General features: G+C 64.0%; 22 protein-coding genes and 1 pseudogene. 16 read left to right on the forward strand and 7 right to left on the reverse strand.

Going from position 1 to position 25,118, the window contains the following annotated elements; genetic code table 11:
• The first annotated feature begins 127 nt into the window (after positions 1-127).
• Complete coding sequence (locus HWY30_RS06480) at positions 128-940, forward strand: DUF4377 domain-containing protein (protein ID WP_208524303.1); 813 nt, start codon at positions 128-130, stop codon at positions 938-940.
• 132 nt (positions 941-1,072) lie between these two features.
• On the opposite strand, the gene HWY30_RS06485 is transcribed toward HWY30_RS06480, so the two are convergent.
• From HWY30_RS06485 to HWY30_RS06500, 4 genes are read right to left on the reverse strand one after another with little or no spacing between them, the layout of a single operon-like run.
• Positions 1,073-1,777, reverse strand: coding sequence for an energy transducer TonB (locus HWY30_RS06485; RefSeq protein WP_167368716.1), 705 nt, complete (start codon positions 1,775-1,777; stop codon positions 1,073-1,075).
• A gap of 31 nt (positions 1,778-1,808) precedes the next feature.
• The gene (locus HWY30_RS06490) at positions 1,809-2,207 is read right to left on the reverse strand and encodes an ExbD/TolR family protein (protein WP_090807161.1); all 399 of its coding nucleotides are present in this window, start codon (positions 2,205-2,207) and stop codon (positions 1,809-1,811) included.
• Positions 2,207-2,830, reverse strand: coding sequence for a MotA/TolQ/ExbB proton channel family protein (locus HWY30_RS06495; protein WP_090807159.1), 624 nt, complete (start codon positions 2,828-2,830; stop codon positions 2,207-2,209). The genes HWY30_RS06490 and HWY30_RS06495 overlap by 1 nt, the downstream gene beginning before the upstream one ends.
• 21 nt (positions 2,831-2,851) lie before the next feature.
• Complete coding sequence (locus tag HWY30_RS06500) at positions 2,852-5,197, reverse strand: TonB-dependent receptor (protein WP_090807158.1); 2,346 nt, start codon at positions 5,195-5,197, stop codon at positions 2,852-2,854.
• Positions 5,198-5,623: 426 nt separating this feature from the next.
• Between HWY30_RS06500 and HWY30_RS06505 the strand changes: the two genes are divergently transcribed.
• From HWY30_RS06505 to HWY30_RS06535, 7 genes are all read left to right on the forward strand, one after another.
• Positions 5,624-6,046, forward strand: a complete 423-nt coding sequence (locus HWY30_RS06505; protein WP_090807156.1) for a MarR family winged helix-turn-helix transcriptional regulator — start codon at positions 5,624-5,626, stop codon at positions 6,044-6,046.
• Positions 6,047-6,129: 83 nt separating this feature from the next.
• Positions 6,130-6,552, forward strand: coding sequence for a MarR family winged helix-turn-helix transcriptional regulator (locus HWY30_RS06510; protein WP_090807154.1), 423 nt, complete (start codon positions 6,130-6,132; stop codon positions 6,550-6,552).
• A gap of 81 nt (positions 6,553-6,633) precedes the next feature.
• Entirely contained in the window at positions 6,634-7,734 is a 1,101-nt protein-coding gene (locus HWY30_RS06515) for an HlyD family secretion protein (protein ID WP_176078857.1), read from the forward strand.
• 7 nt (positions 7,735-7,741) lie between these two features.
• On the forward strand, positions 7,742-9,313 hold the full coding sequence (locus HWY30_RS06520) for a DHA2 family efflux MFS transporter permease subunit (protein WP_090810214.1): 1,572 nt from the start codon (positions 7,742-7,744) through the stop codon (positions 9,311-9,313).
• Positions 9,314-9,322: 9 nt separating this feature from the next.
• Positions 9,323-10,744, forward strand: a complete 1,422-nt coding sequence (locus tag HWY30_RS06525) for an efflux transporter outer membrane subunit (RefSeq protein WP_090807150.1) — start codon at positions 9,323-9,325, stop codon at positions 10,742-10,744.
• Positions 10,745-10,885: 141 nt separating this feature from the next.
• Positions 10,886-11,821: a 2-dehydropantoate 2-reductase gene (gene panE, locus HWY30_RS06530; RefSeq protein ID WP_090810212.1), complete on the forward strand. Its 936-nt coding sequence runs from the start codon at positions 10,886-10,888 to the stop codon at positions 11,819-11,821.
• Between the two features lie 88 nt (positions 11,822-11,909).
• Positions 11,910-12,209, forward strand: a complete 300-nt coding sequence (locus HWY30_RS06535) for a hypothetical protein (RefSeq protein ID WP_090807148.1) — start codon at positions 11,910-11,912, stop codon at positions 12,207-12,209.
• 24 nt (positions 12,210-12,233) lie between these two features.
• Here HWY30_RS06535 and HWY30_RS06540 read toward each other — a convergent pair.
• A pseudogene (locus HWY30_RS06540) lies at positions 12,234-12,422 on the reverse strand (carboxymuconolactone decarboxylase family protein); the annotation flags it as partial.
• 85 nt (positions 12,423-12,507) lie between these two features.
• On the opposite strand from HWY30_RS06540, the gene pdxR reads away from it, so the two are divergent.
• The 6 genes from pdxR (at position 12,508) to HWY30_RS06570 (ending at position 19,625) form a co-directional block, all read left to right on the forward strand.
• A complete protein-coding gene (pdxR, locus tag HWY30_RS06545; RefSeq protein WP_090807146.1) occupies positions 12,508-13,995 on the forward strand; it encodes a MocR-like pyridoxine biosynthesis transcription factor PdxR in 1,488 nt (495 codons plus the stop codon).
• Positions 13,996-14,370: 375 nt separating this feature from the next.
• Positions 14,371-14,823, forward strand: a complete 453-nt coding sequence (locus tag HWY30_RS06550; protein WP_090807144.1) for an HU family DNA-binding protein — start codon at positions 14,371-14,373, stop codon at positions 14,821-14,823.
• Between the two features lie 413 nt (positions 14,824-15,236).
• Complete coding sequence (locus HWY30_RS06555; protein ID WP_090807142.1) at positions 15,237-16,646, forward strand: circularly permuted type 2 ATP-grasp protein; 1,410 nt, start codon at positions 15,237-15,239, stop codon at positions 16,644-16,646.
• Between the two features lie 170 nt (positions 16,647-16,816).
• A complete protein-coding gene (locus HWY30_RS06560; protein WP_090807140.1) occupies positions 16,817-17,767 on the forward strand; it encodes an alpha-E domain-containing protein in 951 nt (316 codons plus the stop codon).
• 12 nt (positions 17,768-17,779) lie between these two features.
• The gene (locus HWY30_RS06565) at positions 17,780-18,580 is read left to right on the forward strand and encodes a transglutaminase family protein (RefSeq protein WP_090807138.1); all 801 of its coding nucleotides are present in this window, start codon (positions 17,780-17,782) and stop codon (positions 18,578-18,580) included.
• A gap of 172 nt (positions 18,581-18,752) precedes the next feature.
• Positions 18,753-19,625 carry a proteasome-type protease gene (locus tag HWY30_RS06570; protein WP_090807137.1) on the forward strand — a complete coding sequence of 291 codons (873 nt, stop codon included), beginning with the start codon at positions 18,753-18,755 and terminating at the stop codon, positions 19,623-19,625.
• Positions 19,626-19,779: 154 nt separating this feature from the next.
• Here the strand turns inward: HWY30_RS06570 and HWY30_RS06575 are convergent, their stop codons facing one another.
• On the reverse strand, positions 19,780-20,964 hold the full coding sequence (locus HWY30_RS06575) for a porin (protein WP_090807135.1): 1,185 nt from the start codon (positions 20,962-20,964) through the stop codon (positions 19,780-19,782).
• Between the two features lie 433 nt (positions 20,965-21,397).
• Positions 21,398-22,666: a YihY/virulence factor BrkB family protein gene (locus HWY30_RS06580; RefSeq protein ID WP_090807133.1), complete on the reverse strand. Its 1,269-nt coding sequence runs from the start codon at positions 22,664-22,666 to the stop codon at positions 21,398-21,400.
• A 192-nt stretch (positions 22,667-22,858) separates the two neighbouring features.
• Here HWY30_RS06580 and HWY30_RS06585 point away from each other — a divergent pair, with 192 nt between their 5' ends.
• Both HWY30_RS06585 and HWY30_RS06590 read left to right on the forward strand, forming a co-directional pair.
• Complete coding sequence (locus HWY30_RS06585) at positions 22,859-23,413, forward strand: YbaK/EbsC family protein (RefSeq protein ID WP_167368715.1); 555 nt, start codon at positions 22,859-22,861, stop codon at positions 23,411-23,413.
• A gap of 110 nt (positions 23,414-23,523) precedes the next feature.
• Positions 23,524-25,083: a methyl-accepting chemotaxis protein gene (locus HWY30_RS06590; RefSeq protein WP_090807129.1), complete on the forward strand. Its 1,560-nt coding sequence runs from the start codon at positions 23,524-23,526 to the stop codon at positions 25,081-25,083.
• Positions 25,084-25,118 lie beyond the last annotated feature (35 nt).

Raw genomic sequence — 25,118 nt, forward strand, 5'->3', positions numbered from 1 at the left:
ATGCGGCCGGGTGGTACCCTTCACTGGCACTTCCGGCTTTCATGCATGCGACCTGATTCTCGCGTCCCTTGGCCCGACGACGCGAGCAACCGCCCGGAACGACCACTGAACTCAGCGAGGTGCCGACGTGAAATACTGCATGCTATTGCTGCCGCTCGTTCTCGCCGCCTGCGCACAGGCACCGGAAGTGACAGCGCCGGCGCCATCGGCAACCACGGCCGCCGCCAACCCGGCGTCGCCGACCGGCACCGATCTGTTGACCCGATACCACTGGCAACTGAACAACGCGATCGATCGCAATGGCACGCACATCGATGCCCTGTTCGTCCGCCCAGACAGGCCAGTGCAGCTCGACTTCAGTCCGTACCGGATCACCGTCGTCAATAGCTGCAACAGCATGGGAGCAGGCTACACCGTCAGGAAAGGGTATTTGCAGATCGGCCCGATGGTCAGCACGATGATGGCCTGCCACGATGCCGCGCTTGCCGCACTCGACGATGCGATCTCGCAGCGTGTACGCGGCAGCGTCAACGTGACCCTGCTCGCGCGGGACAACGCGCCGAGCCTGCAACTGGTCACCGATAGCGGCGACACGCTGAGCTTTAGCGGTGTGCCCACGGCCGAGACGCGCTACGGCGGCCCCGGTCAAATAGCGTTCCTTGAAGTGGCGGCGCAGTCCGTGCCGTGCAACCATCCGTTGATGCCGAACGCGCAATGTCTGCTCGTGCGCGATCGCTTCTTCGACGAGCAGGGCCTGGCGACCGGCACGCCTGGTCCGTGGCACCCGTTGAATCAGGATATCGAAGGCTATACGCACACGCCGGGCATCCGTAACGTCGTGCGCGTGAAGCGTTTCACAGTCAGGAACCCGCCTGCCGATGGGCCGTCGGTCGCTTATGTGCTCGACCTGGTCGTCGAATCGGAGAAGGTCGGGCAGTAATGCTTCTTCAAACGTGCCGCCAGGCACATTGGCGGCCTCCTGGGCCGACGTTGGTTGCGATGTACACAACGAGGCTCACTGTAGACGTGAACGTCGCGGCGAATTTCACCTGCGCAAGCCAGCAGGCACTGTTCAACTGACGTTGAAATGCACGCGGATGTTTTGCGTGCTTTCGACGGGCCGGCCATCGCGCAGCGCGGGAAAAAAGCGCCAGCGCCGCAACGAGTCGAGCAGCAGCTGATTGAGACGGGGGTTCGGCGTCGCGTGAATGAGCTCGACATCGACCGAGCCGTCGGCGTGGATCGTGAAGCGGGCTGTCGCGATCGTCTGATAGGCCTGCTCGCGCAAGTCGTCGGGCAGCGTCGGTAGCGGTTGCGAGATGGAGCGGGCGGCGGTGTTGGAGCTTGCCGAGGCGGCTGGAGCGGCGTCGCGCTGTGCGGATGATTGCTGCGATCCCGCGGCGGCCGTTTGTTCCGGCTGCTCGTCTTGCGACGGGCGTTGTGCCTGACTAGCAACCGGTGCCGACGGCGCTGCGGCAGCGGGCGTCGTCAGCGTCTGCGGCCTGGTTGGCACAGGCGGCACCGCGCGATGCGCTGAGGTACGCGATTGCGTCTGCGCGTGCCGTGGCGCCTGTTCCGCTGGAACCGCAACCGGAGTTTGCGACGGACGGGATTCAGGCGGCGCAGGCTCGTCGAGCACGACCACGCGCATATCCAGTGGAGCAGGCGGTGGGGCTGGCTGACTCGACTTCAGCAACCCGGACGAGAGCGCCGCCAGCACCAGAAGCCAGATACCCAGCGAGATCAGACAGGCGACGGCGGTACGCAGCGTTCCCACAACGTGCCCCTCGGACAGCTCGCGGCAAGCTTTAATCACGATGCACGGCGATCAGAAAGTGTTCGGCGCCCGCGCGTCGCGCCGCGAGCATGGCCTGCACGACCGCGCCGTGACCCGCGTGATCGTCGGCCGCGATGACGACGTTGCCGTCCGCGCGCAGCAGGCGCTTCACTTCAGGCTCGATCTGATCCGCGCGAACGACGTGGCGATTGATCGAGACCTCGTTGTTGCCGTTCACCGATATCGTCAGCGGCTCGCTCGTGCTGATCGGCTGCGCGCGTCCCGAAGGCAGGTTGATCCGCACCGCGTCGAGACGTTGCATCGCCAGCGAGGCGAGCATGAAGGTCGCGAGCAGAAAGAACATCACGTCGATCATCGGAATGATTTCGATGCGGCCGCGCCGCGAGGCGCGCGAGCGTTTGAGTTTCATCAGCGCTCGCCTCGCGCCTCTTGTTGCAGGCGCAGCGCGCTGAGTCGCGCGTTGGCGAACAGTTCGAGTTCATCCATCAGACGCTCGAGCCGCCGTGAAAAATAGTTGAACGCGAACAGTGCGAAGACCGCGACGATCAGTCCGATCGCGGTCGCCACCAGCGACTGCGCCACCCCGCCCGTGACGCCGCCCGGATCGACGAGTCCATTGCCGCCGAACAGCTGGAATGACTTCATCATCCCGACGATCGTGCCGAGCAAGCCGAGCAGCGGCGCCGCCGTGACGATCGTCTCCAGTAGCCACAGACCGCGGCCCATGTCGCGCTCGATCTGCGACGCGATCGATTGCGCCGACGCCTCGCGCAGCCACAGCGGCGAGTCTGATTCCGACAGCCACGGCGCGGCCATGCGCCGAAACGCGTGGTGCGGGGCGAGGCGGTCGAGACGGTTGTCATCGGCTGACGACGTGGGTTGCAAAACACGCGCCGGTGCGCTTGCGAAGCGGGCAAACACATACGCCCGCTCGATGATGATGGTCAATGCGAGCACGCCGAGCACGCTGAGCGGATACATGATCCATCCGCCGGTGCGCATCGCCGCGATAAAGCCTGTCCATTCCTGCATGATGATTCTCCCTGCCGTCGATCAGAAGTACTTGGTCACGCCCGCATAAACCGCGAAATGCGGACCGTACTGCGGCGCGCCGACGCCGATGCCCGAGCCGTCACGCAACTCGTACACGCGGTTGAATGCGTTGATCACCACCAGACGCGCGTCGAACTTGCCGATCATCGGCTCGTTGAAGTGCTGGATTACGCCGAGGTTGAACTGCGCATAGACGGGCAGGCGATCGGTGTTCGCAAAGCCGCTGCGCAGGCCGGAGCCGACGATTCCGTCGAACGTGAAGGTGGTTTGGTGGAAGTCGTATGCCGCGCCGAACGATGCGGTCACGCGCTGGTCGTGATCGAGGTACACCCAGTTGTTCGAGATGTACGCCAGTTCGTCCGCACTGAAATTGAACTGCGCGGAGTTGATGTTCTTGCCTTGCGCGCGGCTATACGCGAGGTTCAGATACGCGGAGAGATTGTCCTGTTTGTAGTTGGCGGTGAATTCGACGCCATACGTTCTGCCGTACTGGTAGTTGAACGGCGTGTAGATCAGCGCGGAGCCGAACTGTCCTTCGTCGAGCAGGTCGGTCGATTTCTTGTAGTACGCGTCGAGTCCGAGCGTGACCGCAGGGCCGAGTTTCTGCGTGATGCCGAGATCGAAATAGTGGCTGCGTTCCGGCTGTACGGGATCGTTCTGCGTTACCGAACTCTGATTCGTCGTGCCGTCGAACTTCGATATCGTCGAGCCGGACACGAGTTCGAACGGCGGCGGCGTGAAGTAGCGCGCGTAGCCGGCGTGCAGCGTCGTCGACGACGTGAGCGTGTAGACGAGGCCGACGCGCGGGCTCAACTGGCTCGCGCTCGTGTACTCGTCCATGCGGTCGTAGCGCAAGCCATAGTTCAGCGTGAGCCGGTCGGTCAGCTTCCATTCGTCCTGCGCGTACAGGCTGTACAGATAGCCGGTCTTGCTGCTGCTGTCCTGGATGTTGAAGGGCACATCGGACAGCTGGTTGCCGTCCGCGTCGGCGGGGAACACAGACACGTTATTGTCGAATATCGCGTGTTCCTGCTGGAAGAAGACGCCCGCGCGAACCGTGTGACTGTCGTTGATGCGCCAGGTCGTATCGACCTGCACGCCGTTGGCTGTGTTGCTATGGAAGTCCTCCGATGCTACCCCGTTGAACATCAGGTCGCCGATCGGATCGGGGTTGAACTTCGTGCGCGTATAGCGCGTAAAGAAGGCGACCTGGTAATCGAGCGCGCCGCCGTTGGTGCCTTGAAGCGCGAGCGCCGCGAAATTGTTCAGCTCCGATTGCGTTTCGTTCAGTTGCGACGAATCGAACGTGCTGTGGCCGTTGAGCGCGAAGTTCGGCGTGAGCCCCGGCGTGTTCGGAATCTCGAACTGGTTGCTGGTCGCGCCGAACAACAGACTCACACGCGTGAGCGGATTGATCAGATACGACAGATAGCCGAATGCATTGCCCTGGCGCGTGTGATCGTGAATCGCACTGGCGCTCGCCGTCGGATTCTCGATGCCGAGATTGTTCATGCCGAGCGAGCCGCTCAGGTAGTAGCTGAACGGTCCCTCGCTGCCGAACACGTCGGCGCTCGTTTTGACGGTCTGATGGCTGCCGCCGAATACGTCGATCGAGCCGCCGCTGCCCGTGTCGCCCGATTTGGTGCGGATGTCGACGATACCGGCTGTGCGGTAGCCGTACTGCGCGGGCAGGGCGCCAGTGAGCAGGTTCATTTGATCGATGATGCGCGTGTCGAGCGACTGGCCGAAGCCGCTGATCGGCTCCGGAATGATGATGCCGTTGATCCGGTATTGCAAATTGGCGTGCTCGCCGCGCACGTGCAGCTGGCCGTACGAGTCGTTGGCGACGCCGGGCGCTTGCAGCAGCACCTGATTGAGCGGCGTGTTCGCGCCCGCCGGCATCGTGTCGATGTCCGCCTGCGTGAAGCGATAGACGCTGCTGCCCGTTTCGGGCAGCAAGCCGTTGCGGGCAGCGTTCAGACGTTGTGCGTTGACCTGCACGTCGAGTGTATCGCTCTTTTGCAGTTGTACGCTGACGCTCGCCGGGGCGCCGGACTGGGCGGTCGCGATGCTGCTGCCGCTTGCAAAACCGGCCGCGGTGACGACGACCGCATACGTGCCGGGCGCCACGCCGTCGATCGAGAAGTGGCCCGACGTGTCCGTGTTCGACGTGCCGATGGAGGCGCCGCTCGCGTCCTGTACCTCCACTTTCGCGTGAGCGACGGGATGGCCCGCGGGATCGGAGACCGTGCCCGTCAACATGGCGTTGCCTGGCGCACCCCATGCGTTCGAGATGGCGGTACAGAACACGATCGCCGCCTGTGCGGTCAGTGTGCGGTTTTTCATTGTTGTTGCTCGCGCTAAGGACGATGCGTTGATAAACAGAAGCGTTCGGCAAAAGCTCACCCACCTCGCCCCTGGCCGGCAGGGGAAGGACAGGCGAACTGGAGGTTGACGACGCGCGATAGCAGGCCCGTCGATCAGGACTACTTTTCGATGAGAACGGTAATGGCGATGACGGTCATAAGTGGTCGTTGAGCATGGACTGTCCGCTCATAGGTCGGACGGATTTTGTTGGGCGTCGCAGTGGGCCGGTGTGAAAAACGGCAGGGCTGGCAGGGCTGCAGCGCCAATTTTTGGTCATGTTATAACATAACAATTACAGGTGGCAAGTCGCAAAATGAAGGCCGCCGTAGCGCAACGGGTGAGGCATTTGCCCGTTGCCATTCGAAAAACTTGACACAGTGCATATGCACACATAAACTTCGCTCCATGAACCGTCCTCTCTCCTACGACGAATGCAACTGCTTCGCGCTGCGCCAGGCGGCGCGGCACGTCACGCAGATGTACGAGCGCCATCTCGGCAGCGTCGGGCTGACCGCTGCGCAGTTCACGATCCTCGCGAAGCTCGCGCGCACACCGAACCTGCCTATGGCGGAGCTCGCGGACGCGATGGTGATGGAGCGCACCACGCTGGTCCGCGCGATGAAGCCCCTGCAGCGCGACGGCCTCGTGCTGGCCGAGGCGGCGGACCACGACAACCGCACGTTGCTGTTCAGCCTGACGGAAAAAGGCGAGACGACGTTCGATCAGGCCTCCGTCGCATGGCGCGCCGCGCAGGACGAATTCGAAAAGAAGTTCGGCCGCGCCCGCGCAAAGACGCTGCGTACCGAGCTGTTCAGCATCACCGGTTAGATCGCGCGTAGGAACCCGCTTCGGCGGGTTTTATGACGCCTCTTAATGTGCATATGCACTAACGAGCAAAGGAAGTGCAGCGAATGGAAGCGCTTTTCGACGACGACTGCTTTGCGATCCGCCAGGCCGCGCGTCATATATCGCAGATCTACGACCGGCACCTGTCGAATGTCGGGCTGACCATCACGCAGTTTTCGCTGCTGGGGCGCCTGAAGCGCACCGGTCCGATGACGATGAAGCAGATTGCCGAGGCCATGCGCATGCAGCGCACCACGCTGGTCCGGACGATTCAACCGCTCCGACGCGACGGGCTGGTGTCGAGCGAGGCGATGGGCGCGGATGCGCGCGCGCTGCTGATCTCGCTGACCGCCGCGGGCGAAGAGCGGCAAGACGCAGGCCGCGCTCATTGGTATGCCGCACAGGCCGAGTTCGAGCACCGCTTCGGCGAGGAGCGCGCGGCTGCACTGCGCACCGAGCTGTTTGCGATCACCCGGGATACGCTTTGACATAAACGCTGAAGATAGCGGAGGCCGGCGCACTGCGCCGTTTTTTTCAATCTGAAGAGTGCATACGCACATATCGACACCATGTCCACAACTCCTTCGACCGTCGCGCCGCCAAGCGCGGTACAACCCGCCAGACAGGTGCGGCGTATCCCGTGGATGCTGCTCGCGATCCTCTCCGTTCTCGTCGTGTTGGCGCTTGCCACTTCGTACTGGTTTTTCGTCGGCCGCTTCGTCGAGAGCACCGACGATGCGTACGTCGGCGGCGACGTCACGGTGATGGCGCCGAAGGTCAACGGCTTCGTCACCGACGTGCTCGTGCACGACAACGAGTTCGTGCACGCCAACCAGGTGCTCGTGCGTCTCGATGCCCGCGACTACGACGCGCGCCTCGCCCAGGCCAGCGCTGAAGTGGAGAGCGCGCAGGCCGCCGTCACCGAACTCGAAGCGAAGAAATCACTGCAACTCGCGGCGATCAACGAGCAGGCCGCCGAGGTCCGCGCGTCGGGCGCCGAGCTCACACGCAGCGCCGCCGACCAGACGCGCTACCGCGAGCTCGTGAAAGACGACGCGGTGTCGAACCAGGTCGTCGAGAAGGCCGACGCCGATCTGGCCAAAGCGCGCGCCGCGGTCGATCGCAGCAGCGCGGCGCTGCTCGCGGCGCAACGCCAGATCGCGGTGCTCGACGCTCAGATCGGCGACGCGAGAGCGCGCATCGCGACCGCGCAGGCCGCGCAGCGCGTCGCCGCGTTGAACGTCGAGTACACGACGATCCGCTCGCCGATCGATGGCTATGTCGGCAATCGCACCGCTCGCGTTGGGCTGCTCGCCAACACGGGCGTGTCGCTGCTGACCGTCGTGCCGGCGAGCGGTTTATGGATCGACGCGAACTTCAAGGAAGATCAGCTGCGCAAAATGCATTCGGGCGACAGCGTCGACGTCGAACTCGATGCGTCGAGCACAACGCTGCACGGCGTGGTCGACAGTCTTGCACCGGCGACCGGTGCAACCTTCAGCGTCTTGCCCGCGGAAAACGCGACCGGCAACTTCACGAAGATCGTGCAGCGCGTGCCGGTGCGCGTGCGCCTCGACGTGCCGAAGGACATGCAGGGCGTGCTGCGTCCGGGCCTGTCCGCGACCGTGAAAGTGCACCTCGATGCGGGCCATCCGGCCGCGCAGGGATGAACCGATCATGACTCACGCTTTTGACAACCCCGCCGACCAGCCGACCCGCACCAAGGTCTTCGCATTCGCGCTGATGTGCGTCGGCTTTTTCATGGCGACGCTCGATATCCAGATCGTCGCATCGTCGCTGCGCGATATCGGCGGCGGACTGTCCGCCAGTCAGGATGAACTCTCCTGGGTGCAAACCTCGTATCTGATCGCGGAGATCATCGTGATTCCGATGTCGGGGTGGCTCACGCGCGTGTTCTCGACGCGCTGGGTCTTCACCTTCTCCGCGTTCGGCTTCACGGTCACCAGCATGCTGTGCGGTCTCGCGTGGGACATCAACTCGATGATCCTGTTTCGCGGTCTGCAAGGCGCGCTCGGTGCCGCAATGATCCCGACCGTGTTCACGACAGCGTTCGTACTGTTTCCCGGCAAGCAGCGTTTGATCGCGTCGACGACGATCGGCGCGCTCGCGTCGCTTGCGCCGACGATCGGCCCGGTGATCGGCGGCTGGATCACGTCGCAATGGTCGTGGCACTGGCTGTTCTATCTGAACCTGGTACCGGGCGTCGCCGTGACGCTGTTGGTGCCGAAGTACGTGCATATCGACAAGGTCGATCTGTCCTTGCTGAAAAAGGGCGACTACTTCGGCATCTTGCTGATGTCGGGTTTTCTCGGTTGTCTCGAATACGTGCTCGAAGAGGGACCGCGCAAAAACTGGTTCGGCGACGACGTGATCGTGCTGTGCGCGTGGGTCGCGGCCATCTGCGGCTTTCTGTTCCTCGTGCATGCGTTCACCGCGAAGGAACCGATCGTCGATCTGCGCGCACTGGCGTTGCGCAATTTCGGTATCGGCAGTCTGCTGTCGTTCATTACCGGGATCGGAATCTTCTGCACCGTGTTTCTGACGCCGGTGTTTCTTGCGCGCGTGCGCGGCTTCGATTCGTTGCAGATTGGTCTCGCGTTGCTGTCCGTTGGCTGCTTTCAGTTGCTCGCGCTGGCCGCCTACTCGACGCTCGCGCGCTTCGTCGATATGCGCATGCTGATGGTATTCGGACTCGCGCTGTTTGGCATCGGCTGCTATCTGTACGTGCCGCTGACGAACCAATGGGGCTGGCAGCAGCTGCTGATTCCGCAAGCGTTGCGCGGAATTGGCCAGCAATTCTGTATTCCGCCGATCGTGACGATGGCGCTGGGTGCGTTGCCGCCGTCGCGGCTGCGCTCCGCGAGCGGGCTGTTCAATCTGATGCGCAATCTCGGCGGTGCGATCGGCATCGCGGTCAGCAGCACGATGTTGAACGACCGTCTGAACCTGCACTACGAACGGCTCGACGAACATCTGAATGCGGGCCGTCCGGTCGTCGAATCGATCTTGCAGAAGCAGGCCGAGTATCTGTCGGCCGTTGGTGGTGATGTCTTGAACGCCGCGAGTGCGGGGCTCGCCGAATTGCACGCGGCATTGATGCGCGAAGCGCTGGTGCTCGCATTCTCGGACGCCTTTTTGGCGGTTGCGCTGTGCTTCGTGGTCGGCTTGCTGAGCGTGCTGTTTTCGCGCCCGTTCGGCAACAGCGCGCCCCCGCCCGATGCCCATTAGGAGACCAACATGAAACGAATCGTGATGAAGTTACTGGCGAGCGCGGCGTTCCTGACGCTCGCGGCCTGCGCGGTGCAACCCGCGATGCACGCGGATTTGCCGCATACGGTGCAGACGCTCGCGCCGGCCGCGTGGAGCGTCGACGCGCCGCAAGACAGCGTGAACACCGATGCCTGGTGGGCGCAATTCGGCGACCCGGTGATGCATCAGCTGATCGAATCGGTGTTGACCGGCAACCTCGACGTGCAGGCCGCGGCCGAACGCGTGAAGCAGTCGCAGGACCTGGTGACGCAGAATCGCGCGGCGCTGCTGCCGGAGCTGAATGCGAACGCGGGCGCATCGACCGAGCGGCAGAACACGCCGCCGCCGCTCGGCTATGTGCGCCAGGCCGGCTTCGGCCTCGCCGCGAGCTGGACGCCGGACGTGTTCGGCGGCGAACGTCTCGCGGTGCTCGCCTCACAGGCGCAGGTGTCGGGTAGCGTTGCGGCGCTGAACCAGTTGCGGCTCGCGCTCGCCGCGAACACGGCTGCTGCATATATCGATCTACGCTGGGCGCAGGCGCAATTGCAGATCCTCGACGACAACGAGCAGATTCGCAGCCGCGCGCTGAAGCTCACGCAGGAGCGTCTGCATTACGGCCTGTCGACGCAGCTCGACGTCGCCCGCGCGCAGAATCAGTTGCAGGACTTGCAGGCGCAGATTCCGCGTATGCAATCGGCGGTGCAGCATCAACTGAGTCTGATCGCCGTGTATTCGGGGCGAACGCCGGAAAGCCTCGATACGCTGCTGCTTTCCAACGCGCGCGAGATTCCGGTGCCTGCGCAAAGCGCGCCGCAGGTGTTGCCGTCCGACGCGTTGCTGCATCGACCCGACGTGCGCACCGCCTATGCGCTCGTCGAACAGCGTGCGGCGGAAGTGGGGGTATCGAAGGCGCAGCGCTATCCGCAGTTCAAGATCAACCTGACGAATGGGCTGCTCGCATCGTCGTACCTTGGCTTGCCGACGCTGACCGACAACCTGTTCAGCGCTGCGTTGAATGCGACGAGCCCGATCTTCAACGCCGGGCGCATCACCGCGAACATCGACGCGAGCGAGAGCCGCATGCGCGAATCGCAGCTCGGCTTGCAACAGACGATGTTGCAGGCGCTGAAGGAAGTCGAGGACAATCGCAGCGATCTCGTCAGCGGCGCGGTGCAGGTGCAGCGCCTGGCCGGTGCGCTCGATGCGTCGAATCACGCGCTGCGTTTGTCGACCGAGCTGTATAAGGGCGGTGCGTCGAGCTTCCTCGATGTGCTCGACGCGCAGGAAGCGTATCTGCGCGACTCGGAGTCGCTCAACCAGGCCCGTCGCGAGCACGCGCTTTCGGCGATCGCGCTGTACCGGTCGCTGGGGGGCGGGTGGGAGCAGGGGGAAACGGTGGCGGCGCAGTGAAGGCAGCGAGGCGCGTGACGCTGAACCGATCCCCCAATCTTTGCTACATTCCTGCACAAGCACCGAATACGCGGCACCATGAAGATGCGTCCGCCAGCGACGCGCATGATCGGCAAATCGAAATCTTTCAAGAGGCTCAAGATGCGAATTCTGGTAGTAGGAGCGGGCGCGGTAGGCGGTTATTTCGGCGGACGTCTGGCCGCGGCGGGGCAGGACGTGACCTTCCTCGTACGCGCCGGTCGCGCGGAAAAGCTACGGAGCGACGGCCTCGTCATCAACAGCCCGCGCGGCAATCTCCAGTTGCCCGACGTGAAGACGATACTGGCCGGTGTCGCCGCCGAGCCGTTCGACCTCGTGCTGCTGAGCTGCAAGGCCTACAGTCTCGACGACGCGATCGATTCGTTCACGCCGTTCGTCGGCGAAGACACGCTGATCCTACCGATGCTCAACGGCATGCGCCATATCGACGTGCTGACCGCGAGCTTCGGCAAGGAGCGCGTGCTCGGCGGTCAGTGCGTGATCGCCGCGACGCTCGATGCCGAGCAGCACATCGTGCATCTGAACGACATGCACGCGATCACTTTCGGCGAACTCGTGGGCGGCACCTCGGAGCGCACCGAGGCGATTGCCGATGCAATGTCCGGCGCGAACTTCGACGTCGCAATCAGCGACAACATCCTGCTGCGCATGTGGGAAAAATGGGTGTTCCTCGCCACATTGGCCGCGAGTACGTGCTTGATGCGCGGTTCGGTCGGCGATATCCTGGCTGCGCCGGACGGCAAGCGCGTGATTGAGAATCTGCTCGGCGAATGCCGCGCGGCGGCCGAGCACAACGGCTTCACGATGGCCGCGGACTTCGAGGTACGCGCCACCCAGGTGCTGCTGACGCCGTCGCCGCTGACCGCGTCGATGCTGCGCGACGTCGAAAACCGCTCGCACACCGAGGCGGATCATATCCTCGGCGACCTGATCTCGCGCGGCGGCGACGCGCAAAAGGACGAACACGGCGTGTCGCTGCTGCGCATCGCCTATAGTCATCTGAAGACGTACGAAGCTCGCCAGACCCGCACTTCCTGACGGCTCGCCGCGGCCAACGCGAACGCGGATCGGGCGGATGGCGCGACGCACGCGAGCGCCGCCGCAACCTGACGATCGGAGGTCAAGCATGCCGGCTCCAACTGGATCGGTGCCCGCGCTCAGCGCCGCTTCCGCGACCGTGTTCTCGATCGGCATCGTGTTTCTCGGCTACTGGGGTATGTATGAGCCGACTGCCTGGCACAAGGCCGACGTCGCGGTCTTTGTGCTCGCGCTGGCCGGCTTCGCGTGCCTGGGCCTCGTGCCATGGATGGCGACGAGTCCCGTCGAGCCGGAGAACAGCGACTCACGCGTGCGTATCGCGCGGCATCTGTTTCTCGCGGGCGTGACCGCAATCTGGCTCGCGGTGGCGGTTTCCGTGATCTTCTGAAGCTCCGCGAAGACGCGCCGCCGCTCACTCCGGCATCTTCCTGAACGAGACCGCAATGCGGTTGCAGCCGTTGATCGCAACGATCAGCGGCGTCAGGTCGCTGATTTCCTGCTCGCTGAAATGCGGCTTCACCGCGTCCCATACCGTATCCGGCACGCGCGTTTGCGCGACCAGCGTCAGCGCCTCCGTCCATTCGAGCGCCGCGCGTTCGCGCGTCGGGCGTCCGTGGCGGTAAGCTTGCGTTCGCCACTGGTCGGTCGAAATAACCCTTTCGCCGTTATTTGAGGTAACCACCCGAATGGACATTCACATCGCGGTCGAAGGCCATCACGATCTGTCCGGACAGATTTATCGGCAGTTGCGCGCGGGCATTCTTGAAGGGCGCCTTGCCGGCGGCACGCGTCTGCCGTCCACGCGCGATCTCGCGACGCAGCTCGGTGTGTCGCGCAAGACCACGCTCGACGTTTTCGAGCGGCTGCTGTCAGAAGGTTATCTGAGCGCCCGCGCCGGTTCGGGCACCTTCGTCGCCGACGGACTCGAACGGTTGCCGGCCGAGCGTTCCGCCCACGCGCGCGCGGCGGCTCGTTCGCGCGAGCGGGCCGCCGCGCAAGCGAAGGCCGCCGCGCGCGCGCAGCCGCTGTGGGAGCAGATGCCCGACAGTCTGCCGTTGCCGCGGCCGTCGGTGCCGTCGCCGCTCGACTTCATCGGCGGCGCGACCGACAAGACGCTGTTTCCCTTCGACGTCTGGCGCCGCTGCGTGAATCATGCGCTACGCGGCCAGGCGCGCAGTCCCGGCACCTATCGCGACGCCGCAGGGGAGCAGCAGCTGCGGCTCGCGATCTCGCGCTACCTCGCTTTCAACCGTGCGGTGTCGAGCAACTGGGAAGACGTGATCGTCACGCAGGGCGCGCAGCACGCGCTCGATCTGATGGCGCGCATCACGCTGCGGCCCGGTGAAATCGCGGCCATCGAAGACCCCGGCTACCCGCCCGCGCATGCATGCTTCAAGGTGACCGGCGCGCGCGTGGTGCCGGTACCGGTCGATCGCGAAGGCCTGATCGTCGGCAAGCTGCCGGACAAGGCACGGCTCGTCTACGTGACGCCTTCGCATCAGTTTCCGCTCGGTATGCCGATGAGCCTCGAGCGTCGCGTCGAACTGCTCGAATGGGCGCAAAAGCGCGGCGCGGTCATCATCGAGGACGACTACGACTGCGAGTACCGTTTCGAAGGCCGGCCGATGGAGCCGCTGAAGAGCCTCGATCGCGCCGGCCTCGTCGCCTACGTCGGCACGTTTTCGAAGACGATCTTCCCCGAGCTGCGGATCGGCTACCTGGTGCCGCCCGCGTCGTTGCACGGCCCGCTGCTGAAGGCGCGGCAGATCGCCGATTGTCACGGCTGCACGCTGACGCAAACGGCGCTCGCGTCGTTCATGCTCAATGGCGACTTCGCGCGCCATCTGCGGCGCATGCACAAGGCTTACGCGGCCCGCCGCGCGATGCTGCTCGAGCATCTGCAAGGCGGTCTCGCGCGCTGGTTCGAGCCGATCGTGCCGACCGCCGGCATCCATCTGGCGGCGCGGCTCAAGGGGCCGTTGGCGTCGCTCGGCGAAGAGGTGCTCGTTGCCGCCGCGCGTGAAGCGTCGATCGGCCTCTATGGACTCGCGCCATTTCACCATCGCGTGACACCGCAGCCTGGGTTGATCTTCGGCTATGGCAGCATCGCGGCCGAACATATCGACACGGCGCTGACGACGCTCGCCGACATCCTGCAGCGCATCGCACGCTGAAACGGAGCTCGCCGCAAGCGAGGCGTAGGCATCGTCGAAACGTTGGGGGGGCGTTGCTTGACCCGTCAAACGAAGAAAATGCCCTGTTTCAAGGGACGAAAACACCGGCTCGCCCCGACGCAACCGCCTCGAAACCACGGCCGAAACGAACTGTAACGAGCGTTACTCCTGCATGTTAAAGAGCTCGCCACGCACGTTTTAGGCGCTAAAACAGGGACTAAAACGTGTTGCACAGTCGGCGCCGCGCAAAAAACTTCATCGCAATACATAAAAGAGTCGCGCAAATCGCTTTAGCGCTTGTAGAATCCGGCGTTGAAGCGTGCACATACGGTGTGCGCTTCGAGCAATTCACTGACCACAACAGGTAGGAGAAACATGCCGACTTCCGCAAAAAAGGTGGCCAAGAAGGCTGCTGCCCCGGTACCGACCAAGAAGGTTGCTGCAAAGAAAGTTCCTGCGAAGAAAGCCGTCGCAGCCAAGAAGGTCGCCGTGAAGGCGTCTGGCGCACCGTCGCCGATCAAGGACACCTTCACGAAGGCCTCGTTGGCAGCTCACATCGCTGAACGCGCTGCAGTGGAACCGAAGACCGCCAAGGCCGTGCTGGCCGCGCTCGAAGACACGATCCTCGGCACGGTGCACAAGAAGGGCGCTGGCGAATTCACGCTGTCGGGTCTGCTGAAGATCGTCGTGCAGGCTGTGCCGGCGAAGAAGAAGCGCTTCGGCAAGGACCCGTTCACGGGTGAAGAGCGCTGGTTCCCGGCCAAGCCGGCCAGCGTGCGCATCAAGACACGCGCGCTGAAGAAGCTGAAGGACGCAGCGGCAGCCTGAACGCGTTGCTCGCACGACTCAGGCGTCGGCATGGCGCTGTTGTGTTTAACCATGCCTGACGTTTGAGTGCGTGAAAAAGCGCCTGCATGCAGGTGATCGAAGTCCCCGTGGATGAAGATTCACGGGGACTTTTTTTATGCGCTCGCTTCGTAGTGCGCGTCGAGTCCAATGGCGAAACGGCAAGCGCGCCTCTCATAGTGTGCTCCCTGATGGCGCATACGCACCTGACTGGCGCATCATGAGCCACGACAGTACGATCAAGGCAATCCGACGCCCTGCGGATGCCCCGTTAGCGGGCACGTCAACGCGCTTTATCCAGACACATTCAATGGCATAACGCTTGCTTGATCGAAGGTCGAATACCGAATGCGCAGCGCATTCGCCTTCTATTTGACAACAAGACTGGGGCTGACATGCGATGCTATGACGAGATGCGCCATCACGCCGATGGCGTACGGCCGCATTACGCGCGCTTTGAGCGATGGTTGGACAGTCAGGGCGATGAAGCGATCGCACGCAAGCGCGCGGAAGCGGACCTGCTGTTCCGGCGCGTCGGCATCACGTTCGCAGTAAACGGCGACCTGTCAGGCACCGAGCGGCTGATTCCCTTCGATCTGATTCCGCGCATCATCCCGCGCGGCGAATGGCAGACGCTCGAAGCGGGTTTGCGACAGCGCGTGCAGGCTCTCAACCTGTTTATCCACGACGTCTATCACGATCGCAACATCGTGCACGCGGGCATCGTGCCGGCCGACCAGGTCTATACCAACGCACAGTATCGCCCCGAGATGCAGGGCGTCGACGTGCCGCTCGGTGTTTACGCGCATATCGCGGGCGTCGACGTGGTGCGCGCCGGCGATGAAGGCGAATTCTACGTACTCGAAGACAATCTGCGTGTGCCGTCGGGCGTGTCGTACATGCTCGAAAACCGCAAGATGATGATGCGGCTCTTCCCTGAACTGTTCGTGCAGAACCGCATCGCGCCGGTCGCGCATTATCCCGACCTGCTGCTCGATACGCTGCGCTCGGTCGCGCCCGCGGGCGTCGACGATCCGGTCGTCGTCGTGCTGACGCCGGGCATGTACAACTCCGCGTATTTCGAGCATACGTTCCTCGCGCAGCAGATGGGCGTCGAGCTCGTCGAAGGCAAGGATCTGTTCGTCGACGACAACTACGTGTTCATGCGCACCACGCAAGGACCGAAGCGCGTCGACGTGATCTACCGGCGCGTCGACGACGATTTTCTCGATCCGCTTGCGTTTCGCCCCGACTCCGCGCTCGGCGTACCGGGTCTGCTCACCGCCTATCGCGCCGGCCGCGTCGCGCTCGCGAACGCGATGGGCACCGGCATCGCCGACGACAAATCGATCTACCCGTACGTGCCTGACATGATCGCGTTTTATCTTGGCGAAAAGCCGATTCTGAACAACGTACCGACCTATCAGTGCCGTAAGCCCGAGGATCTCGCCTATACGCTCGCGCATCTGCCGGAGCTGGTGGTCAAGGAAGTGCACGGCGCGGGCGGCTACGGGATGCTGGTCGGCCCCGCCTCGACGAAGGCCGAAGTCGAGGCCTTCCGCGAGCGGCTGATCGCGCGTCCGGCCGGTTATATCGCACAGCCCACGCTGGCGCTGTCCGCGTGTCCGACTTTCGTCGAATCGGGCATCGCGCCGCGCCATATCGACCTGCGGCCGTTCGTGCTGTCGGGCAAGACCACCACGATGGTGGCGGGCGGCCTCACGCGGGTCGCGTTGCAGGAGGGCTCGCTCGTCGTCAATTCATCGCAGGGAGGCGGGACCAAGGACACCTGGATGGTCGACTGACGCGGTTGCCGCCGCGCTTTTCGCCTCGCTTTTCGCCTCGCTCGCAACAGAGCAGAGCAGGGCGCGACACTCGCAACCTGATGCGCGCTGGCGCTCAACGGATAACCAGCGCGGACCTTCGTCGCTGACGAAGGCCTCGCGCGTTCAGATCACAGACATGGAACGTCGTCATGCTTAGCCGAACCGCCGATCACCTCTTCTGGATGGCCCGCTATATGGAGCGTGCGGAGAACACCGCCCGCATGCTCGACATCAACCTGAAGGCGCAACTGCTGCCGCAGACGGCCGAACAGGAGGCTCGCGCGCAGCGCTCGGTGCTGCGCATCTCCGAGCTCGAAAGCGCCTTCGCGCAGCGCTACGACGAACCGACGCGCGAGCACATGCTCGACTTCATGATCGCCGACGCAAGTAATTCGTCGAGCATTCATTCGTGCCTGCAGGCCGCGCGTGAAAACGCCCGCGCGGTGCGCGGCACGCTGACGACCGAGTGGTGGGAAACCATCAACGACACGTGGCTCGAATTCAACGAGCGGCTCGCGAGCGGGCAGGCCGCGAGCAATCCGGGCTCGTTGTTCGAGTGGGTCAAGTTCCGCTCGCATCTGTCGCGCGGCGTGACGATCGGCACCGCGCTGCAGGACGACGCGTTCTTCTTCACGCAGCTAGGCACGTATCTGGAGCGCGCCGACAACACCGCGCGGATTCTCGATGTGCGTTTCGCGAACGTCGAGCCGAATTCACGCGACGCGGCGCGCCAGCTCGAGGACTTCTATTACTGGACCTCGATCCTGAGTTCGGTGTCGGCGCTCGAGATCTACCGCAGGGTATATCGCGACGTCGTGACGCCCGCGCGCGTCGTCGAGCTGATGATCCTCAATCAGCAGATGCCGCGCTCGCTGCTCGCCTCGCTCGACGGCGTGTGCAGCAATCTCGCGATGCTGCGCACCTCGGGCTCGAACCAGTGCGAGCGCTTCGCCGGCAAGCTGCGCGCCGAGCTGTTGTATGCCGACATCCGGCAGATTTTCGAAAGCGGTCTGCACGCCTATCTGACGCAGTTCCTCGCTCGCGTGTTCGATCTGGGCAATCTGGTGGCGCGTACTTATCTGATGCTGCCAGTGGCCTGACGGAGTTTTCTCATGTACCTGACGATCCGCCATGACACCTCCTACCGCTACGAAGCGACGGTTCACTATTCGATCCAGCAGTTGCGCCTGACACCCGCGAGCGGCGCCGGACAGACCGTGCGGCGTTGGAACATCGACGCGCCGGGCAAGCTCGACGCGACGCTCGACGCCTACGGCAACGTGCTGCACACGCTCGTCATGAACAAGCCGCACGACGAGATTCATCTGCGCGTGTCGGGCGAGGTGGACACGATGCCGCTCGTCGACGGCGTGCTGGGTGATCCGCCCGGCCCGATTCCGCTCGAGCATTTCACCTGCGCGACGCGTCTGACCGAAGCCGACGGCGCGATCCGCGAACTGGCGGAGTCGGTGGCGAATCTGGCGAGCCCGGCAAGCCTGCTCACGCTGTCCGAGCAGATCGTGCAGCGCGTGCAGTACCGGCCCGGCGTGACCGAGGTCACGAGCACGGCCGCCGAGGCGCTCGCGCTCGGCAACGGCGTGTGCCAGGACCATGCGCATCTGATGCTCGCGTGCTGCCGCGCGCGCGGCGTGCCGGCGCGCTACGTAAGCGGATATATCGAACCCGGCGACGTGCCGCATGGCGCGAGTCACGCGTGGGTCGACGTTTGGCTCGAAGGCAAAGGGTGGATTTCGATCGACGTCACGCATGCCGGGTTTGCCAGCGAGATCTACTGCCGGCTCGCGGTCGCCCGTGACTATGAGGCCGCGGCACCGGTGCGCGGCCGACGCATCGGCGGACTCGAAGAGGAGCTTCACGTGGCGGTGGCGGTCAGCGCGCAGATGTCGCAGTAGCCGCATTGCAACGCCAACGCGCGCGACCGCATTTAACATTCCTGCCACGTGTTCGGAATCAGCTGCCAAAAGGCTGCAAAAAAGGCTGCAAAAAAGGGCCGTAAACACGGATAAAAGGCGCCTGTGCGCCGCATTACAATAGCCCCGTTCCTTTGCCTTTCGCGGATCCCTTATGACTTACTGCGTAGCGATGGCCGTCAACGACGGCCTCGTATTTTTGTCCGACACGCGTACCAATGCGGGCGTCGATCACATCAGTACCGCGCGCAAGATGTCGGTGTTCGAGCAACCCGGCGAACGCATGCTGGTGCTGCTCGGCGCCGGCAATCTGTCGATCACGCAAGCGGTGCTGCACGAGCTGTCCGAGCCCGCCGATGCCAGCGAGCCCACGCTGTGGAGCGTGCCGACCATGGCGGACGCCGCGCGCGTGGTCGGCAGCGCGGTGCGTCGCGTGCATGAGCGCGAGGCCGAGGCGATGCAGAAGTTCGGTGTCGACTTCAATTGCAGCTTCATTCTCGGCGGCCAGATCGCGGGCAACCGGATGCGCCTTTTCATGATCTACGCGGCGGGCAATTTCATCGAGGCGTCGGCCGTGAATCCGTATTTCCAGATCGGCGAGGCGAAGTATGGCAAGCCGATCATCGACCGGGTGCTGACGCCGTCCACACCGCTCGACGAGGCCGCGAAGTCCGCGCTGATCTCGATGGACTCGACGCTGCGCTCGAACCTGTCAGTGGGCTTGCCGCTCGATCTGCTCGTGTACGAGAAGGATGCGCTGCGGGTCACGCGGTTCGTGTCGATCGATCGCGACAACGCGTACTTCGACATGCTTCACCGCACGTGGGGCGAGCGTCTGCGCCAGGTGTTCGCCGAGATTCCCGATCCGGACTGGCAGCGGTCGCTGGATGCGCCGTCGCCGCAGTCGGAGCGGGCGCTGGTGCTATATCGCGCGCCGGTCGGCGCCGATGGCGTCGAGCATGAGCAGGATGTGTCGCCCGCGCAGATTCTCGCGCAGGCCGACAAGGGCAAGGCGCAGCGGCGCTAGCTGCGTTGGGTTCGGAGCGCGCGTCAGGCTCGCTTGGGCCCGCACCAAAACCTCAGGACGAAAAAAAACCAGCCATCGGCATCGCCTCTGGCTGGTTTCTGGTCTCTGGCTACGCAGCCCGTCGGCTGCGTAGCAGGTCCGATTCGAAGTCCGATTAGAACTTGTGACGGATACCGAGGCTGACCATGACCTGGTTGTTGGTGCTCGACTGGTTGCCATACGAACCGATCGAAGCCGTGGACGAAACGAGTGCGCCCGTAGCCGGATCACGCTGTTGGCCGCTTGCATGCTGCCATGCGGCGACCGTGTACACGTCGGTGCGCTTCGACAGCGAGTAGTCGCCGCCCAGCGAAACCTGGTTGTACGTTGCCACCGCGTCGCCCGTACCGCGGGTGTACGCGTAGCCGATACCCAGCAGGGCTGCCGGCGTGATCTGGTAGCCGACGTACACGCGGCCGACGTTGAAGATCTGCGTCGACGTGAACGCCGATTGTGCGTCCGGCTTGTAGCGCGCGTTGCTGTACGACAGGTTAGCCGTCAACGGGCCCGTCACGTACTGAGCAGCTGCCGAAGCGATGCTGATCGACTTCGCCGTGGTGTAAGCCTGGTTGATGCCTGCGTTGTTCGGGAAGGCCGTGTCGAACGTAGCGCCGGGGACCGTCGTGCTGTTCCAGCCCGTGCGGACAGGAAGGTTGGTGCTTGCGTTGTCAGTCCTCAGGTAGCCACCCGCGACGCTGAACGGACCCGTTGCGTACGTTGCTGCGCCGGCCCACGTTTGACCCGAACCCGTCGCGCCTGCGACGCCGCCCAGAGCGTACATGCCTTCGACCTGGAAGCCCGAAAACACCGGCGACACATACTTCAGCGAATTGTTCACGCGGAAGCTGTTGTCGTTGTTGTCGACGTCACCCGGCGTAGCGAACGTGCTGCCGAAGTAGTTGTCGCCCGTCAGCGGCTGGATCATGTCGACCAGCGGGTCGTATTGACGACCAGCTGTGAAGGTGCCCCAAGAGTCGCCCGTCAAACCGACGTAAGCCTGACGACCGAACATCAGGCCGCCTTGACCGAGCTTGCCGTTGTTGATGTCAAAGCCGTTTTCCAACTGGAAAATTGCCTTCAGGCCGCCGCCGAGGTCTTCCGTGCCCTTCAGGCCGAAACGGTTACCTTGCAGGTTGCCGCCAAACATTTGTACGAGGCTACCGCCGTTGGGCGTAGCGTTGTTCACGTACTGGACCGATTCATCCAGCACGCCATACAGGGTCACGCTGCTTTGCGCGTGAGCGATACCGGCGACGCCGAGGAGCGCCAGCGAGAGGGTAGACAGTGCGATTCGTTTCATCCATTTCTCCACGCAGATGATTGTTCGTTGTTGCGGAAAGCAGAATAGCTCAGCGGCTCGGCGGGGTAGAAACGGAAAAAAAAGAGTGTCGCCAAAAACTGACAATCGATGCAAACCCTTGTATTTAAAGCTCTCAACGATTGTTTCCATTTGCGCAACATTTATTGGTCTGATGTGCATTATTGTTGATTTGTTGATAGTGACTGGATGAACGAACGCAGGATGAGCATCGATTTGTATGCTAAATGTAACCTAGTCGTGTCCACGTCCACTCGTCTTTGTAGTGAAATCATAAAAAGAGACGGCTGACGAAAGGACTGGACAGGCTGGACAGAAGGGGCGCGTTGTGTGTCCAGGCGCAATCGACTGGATTGACGGCACAACACGTGCATCTATCAGGGTATGGACGGTAGCGTGGTGAGAAGCGCCCGCTTCAGCGCCGGTCGGCGCCACGGCGCGCCATGGCCGCGGCCGTGAGCCCTGCGGCGGCCGCGAGCAGCACCGAGGTCCACGGGTTGCGTCGCACGTAGCGGTCGGCGGCCGTCGCCTGGCGGCGCGCTTCGACGAGGGCGGACGCCGCGAAACGGGTGGCTTGCGCTTCGGCGTCGAGCACCTTGCGCGTAACGTCCACCGCGGTCTCATGCGCGGAGCGCCTTTGCGCCGCCGCGTTGATTCCCGCGGGCAGCGGCGTAGCCGTTTGGCTGGCAACACCCACAGCAGCGGGAGCAGACGGCGCGGCATTTGCCGCGACGGTCGATGCCGCCAGTACCGACGCGAGCTTCGCGCGGCTGCCCGGCGGCGACTCGCCCTGCATGCCCCAGCCGCCACGCGGATCGTGCAGCCGGCCGCGCGCCGCCGAGAACTCCGCGCCGAGCAGCAGCACCAACGCCGAGAAGTACAGCCACATCAGCAGCACTGCGAGCGAGCCGGCCGCGCCGAACGCGCTGGCCATTCCCGCATGCGCGAGATACAGCGCGAACAGCTTCTTGCCAGCCGTGAACAACACGGCCGCGACGATGCCGCCCACCACCGCATCGCGCCACAGCACCCGAGCGTCGGGCAGAAACTTGAGCAGTCCGGCGAACGCGAAGATCAGCACGAACAGCCCGACGCCGAGCTGCAGCAGATTGCCGATCACGACATACGGCGAGTCGCCCCACAGCCAGTTGCCGATAAAGACGATCACCGTATCGAGCACCAGCGACACGATCAGCAGGAACGCGACGCCGAGCACGAGCCCGAACGAAATCAGTCGCACCCGCACCAGCGCGAGCCAGCTGGAAGTGCGCGGCCCGCTGTACGGCCACACTATATTGAGCGCGCTGTTCAGCGACGAGAACGTCGCCGACGCGCCGATCGCCAGCAGCGAGAACGAGATGATCGTCGCGATGCCGCCTTTGGCGCCCGCGTGATGCGCGTTCTCGACGATCGTCTGCACGCCGGCCGCGGCCTGGTCGCCGATCAGCCCGTTGATGTGGCCGAACAGCTCGCCGCGCGCGGCCGCCGGGCCGAAGAACCAGCCGGCCACCGCGAGCACCATCACGAGCGTCGGCGCGAGCGAAAACGCCGCATAGAACGCGATGCTCGCCGCCAACGCAGGACAGCGGTTCTCCGCGAACTGCCGCAGTGCGCCCATCGCCCAATTGGCCTGATGACGCGCGGCCTGCTGGAGGTTCTCGCGAGAGAGCGTGTCGATGTCCATGATCGTGTCTGAATCGTGAGGGCGCCTTCAGGGTGTTTGCTTCATTGCCTTTCGCAAACCTCGTGCCCGTCACTATACAAGTTAAGCGGCGCGCTGCATGGCCTGCGTTCATGGCCTGTTTTGCGGCCCGTTTCGCGGCCGCCCGCGCGTACCGCTAGAATGCAGCGGGTTAATGTCACCTTTCCGCTCATCATGCATTCGCACGAACTCGTACAGCAACTGGACGTCATCGAGCGCGACCAGTGGAGCGCGCATCTGCCCGCGCACGTCATCGAACAATTGCCGGCGCGCGGGATCACGGTGTTCGCCGTCACCGACGACGCCTCCGACACCGCCGCATTCAGCGCTCGCTACGGCTTCGGTCTCGAAGACTGCGCGAACACGATCGTGATCCGCTACAGGAAAGAGGGTGGCGAGCACTATGCGGCGCTCGTGTCGCTCGGCTCGCGGCGGCTCGACATCAACGGCGCGGTGAAGGCCGCGCTCGGCGCACAGCGGCTGTCATTCGCGAAGCGCGAGGCGGCGGTCGAGCATAGCCAGATGGAGTTCGGCGCAATTACCGCGTTCGGTCTGCCGGCCGACTGGCGCATCCTCGTCGACGCCGCCGTGATGGAGCGTGCGCAGATCGTGATGGGCGCCGGCGTGCGCGCGGCCAAGCTGCTGATGTCGCCCGACGTGCTGCGGCAATGGCCGCGCTGCGAGGTGGCGGCGCTGACGTTGCCTGCGGACGGAAACCCGCAACCTTGAAGCCGCACTGAAGTTTTCTTCCGTCGCGCCGTTAATCCCGACAACGACATGAAACGTTTGCGGCGTCCGTTCGCGCGGACAGCCGCCGACCACGACAAGGGATACGGAAGATGGAACGGTTTCGCCTGAAAGTGCGGCTGTGGCTCGCGCTCGCGGTGATGTGCATGGGCATTCTGGCGATCGGCCTGTGGGGGGCGTTCAAGACACGAGACACGATGATCGCCGATCGCGAGGGCGAGCTGAAAAACGTGGTCAGCATCGCGTACAGCGTGCTCGATCGCTACAACGCGCTCGTCGCGGCCGGCACGATGCCGCTCGCCGATGCGCAGCGCGCCGCGATGGACGACCTGCGCGCAATGCGCTACGACGGTGCCGGCGGCTATCTCGTGCTCGAAGACAGCCAGGCGCACGTGCTGATGCATGCCACGCGCGCCGACCTCGTCGGCAAGGACATGACCAACGTCACCGATCCGGACGGCCGCCACGTGTTCAAGGAAGGTTCCGAGCAAACGCAGCGCGAAGGCGAGGCCTTCGTCCATCTGCAGTTCCCGAAGCCCGGCACCGACAAGCTTGCGCCGAAGATCAACTACATGCGGCTTTACAAGCCGTGGGACTGGACCATCGTCACCGGCGTCTTCACGGACGACATCGACGGCGTGTTCTACCGCACCCTCGTGCAATACGTGATCGCGGCGGTGGTGCTTTGTGCGCTCGTGTCGCTGGTGATCGGCGTGATTCTGCGCAGCATTCTGCGTCAGCTTGGCGGCGAACCGGCGTACGCGCTGCAGATCGCGTCGCGTATCGCGGACGGCGACCTCGACGTGGTCGTCGACGCGAAGGCCGGCGACAGCACGAGCCTGCTCGCCGCGATGAAACGGATGCAGCAGCGTCTCGCGCAGGCGATCGAGCAGATTCGCGCCGGCGCGACGCTGATTTCGTCGGTATCGAACGAGATCGCCGCGGGCAATTCGGACCTGTCGCGCCGCACCGAGCAGCAGGCGGCCGCGCTCGGCGAGACCGCGTCGAGCATGGAGCAGATCACCGCGACCGTGCGTCAGAACGCCGACAACGCGAAGCAGGCGAGCCAGCTCTCGCACAACGCGTCGGAGACCGCGGCGCGCGGCGGCGCGGTGGTCGGGCGGGTGATCGACACGATGCGCGGGATTTCACAGTCGTCGCACCGGATCGGCGACATCATCGGCGTGATCGAAGGGATTGCGTTCCAAACCAATATTCTCGCGTTGAACGCGGCCGTCGAGGCGGCGCGCGCGGGCGAGGAGGGCCGCGGTTTCGCGGTGGTCGCGGGCGAAGTGCGCACGCTCGCGCAACGCAGCGCGGCGGCCGCGAAGGAGATCAAGGCGCTGATCGAGGAATCGGCCGCGCAGATCGCGGGCGGTTCGGAGCACGTCGGACGCGCGGGTGACACGATGCAGGAAGTCGTGCAGGCGGTACGTCGTGTCAACGACATCATGGGCGAGATCAGCGCGGCGTCGGCCGAGCAGACCTCGGGCATCGAGCAGGTCAACATCGCGGTCGCGAGCATGGATCAGACGACGCAGCAGAATGCGGCGCTCGTCGAGGAGGCGAGCGCGGCGGCCGATGTGCTGAAGACGCAGACCGGGCAGTTGTCGGCGGCGATCGCGGTGTTCCGGTTGCCCGAGCAGCGCTAAAGCACCAGGCCGCATTGTCGACGCGCGCGAGAATT

Source organism: Paraburkholderia tuberum STM678 (assembly GCF_902833905.1).
In the GTDB taxonomy this organism is placed as follows: Bacteria; Pseudomonadota; Gammaproteobacteria; order Burkholderiales; family Burkholderiaceae; genus Paraburkholderia; species Paraburkholderia tuberum.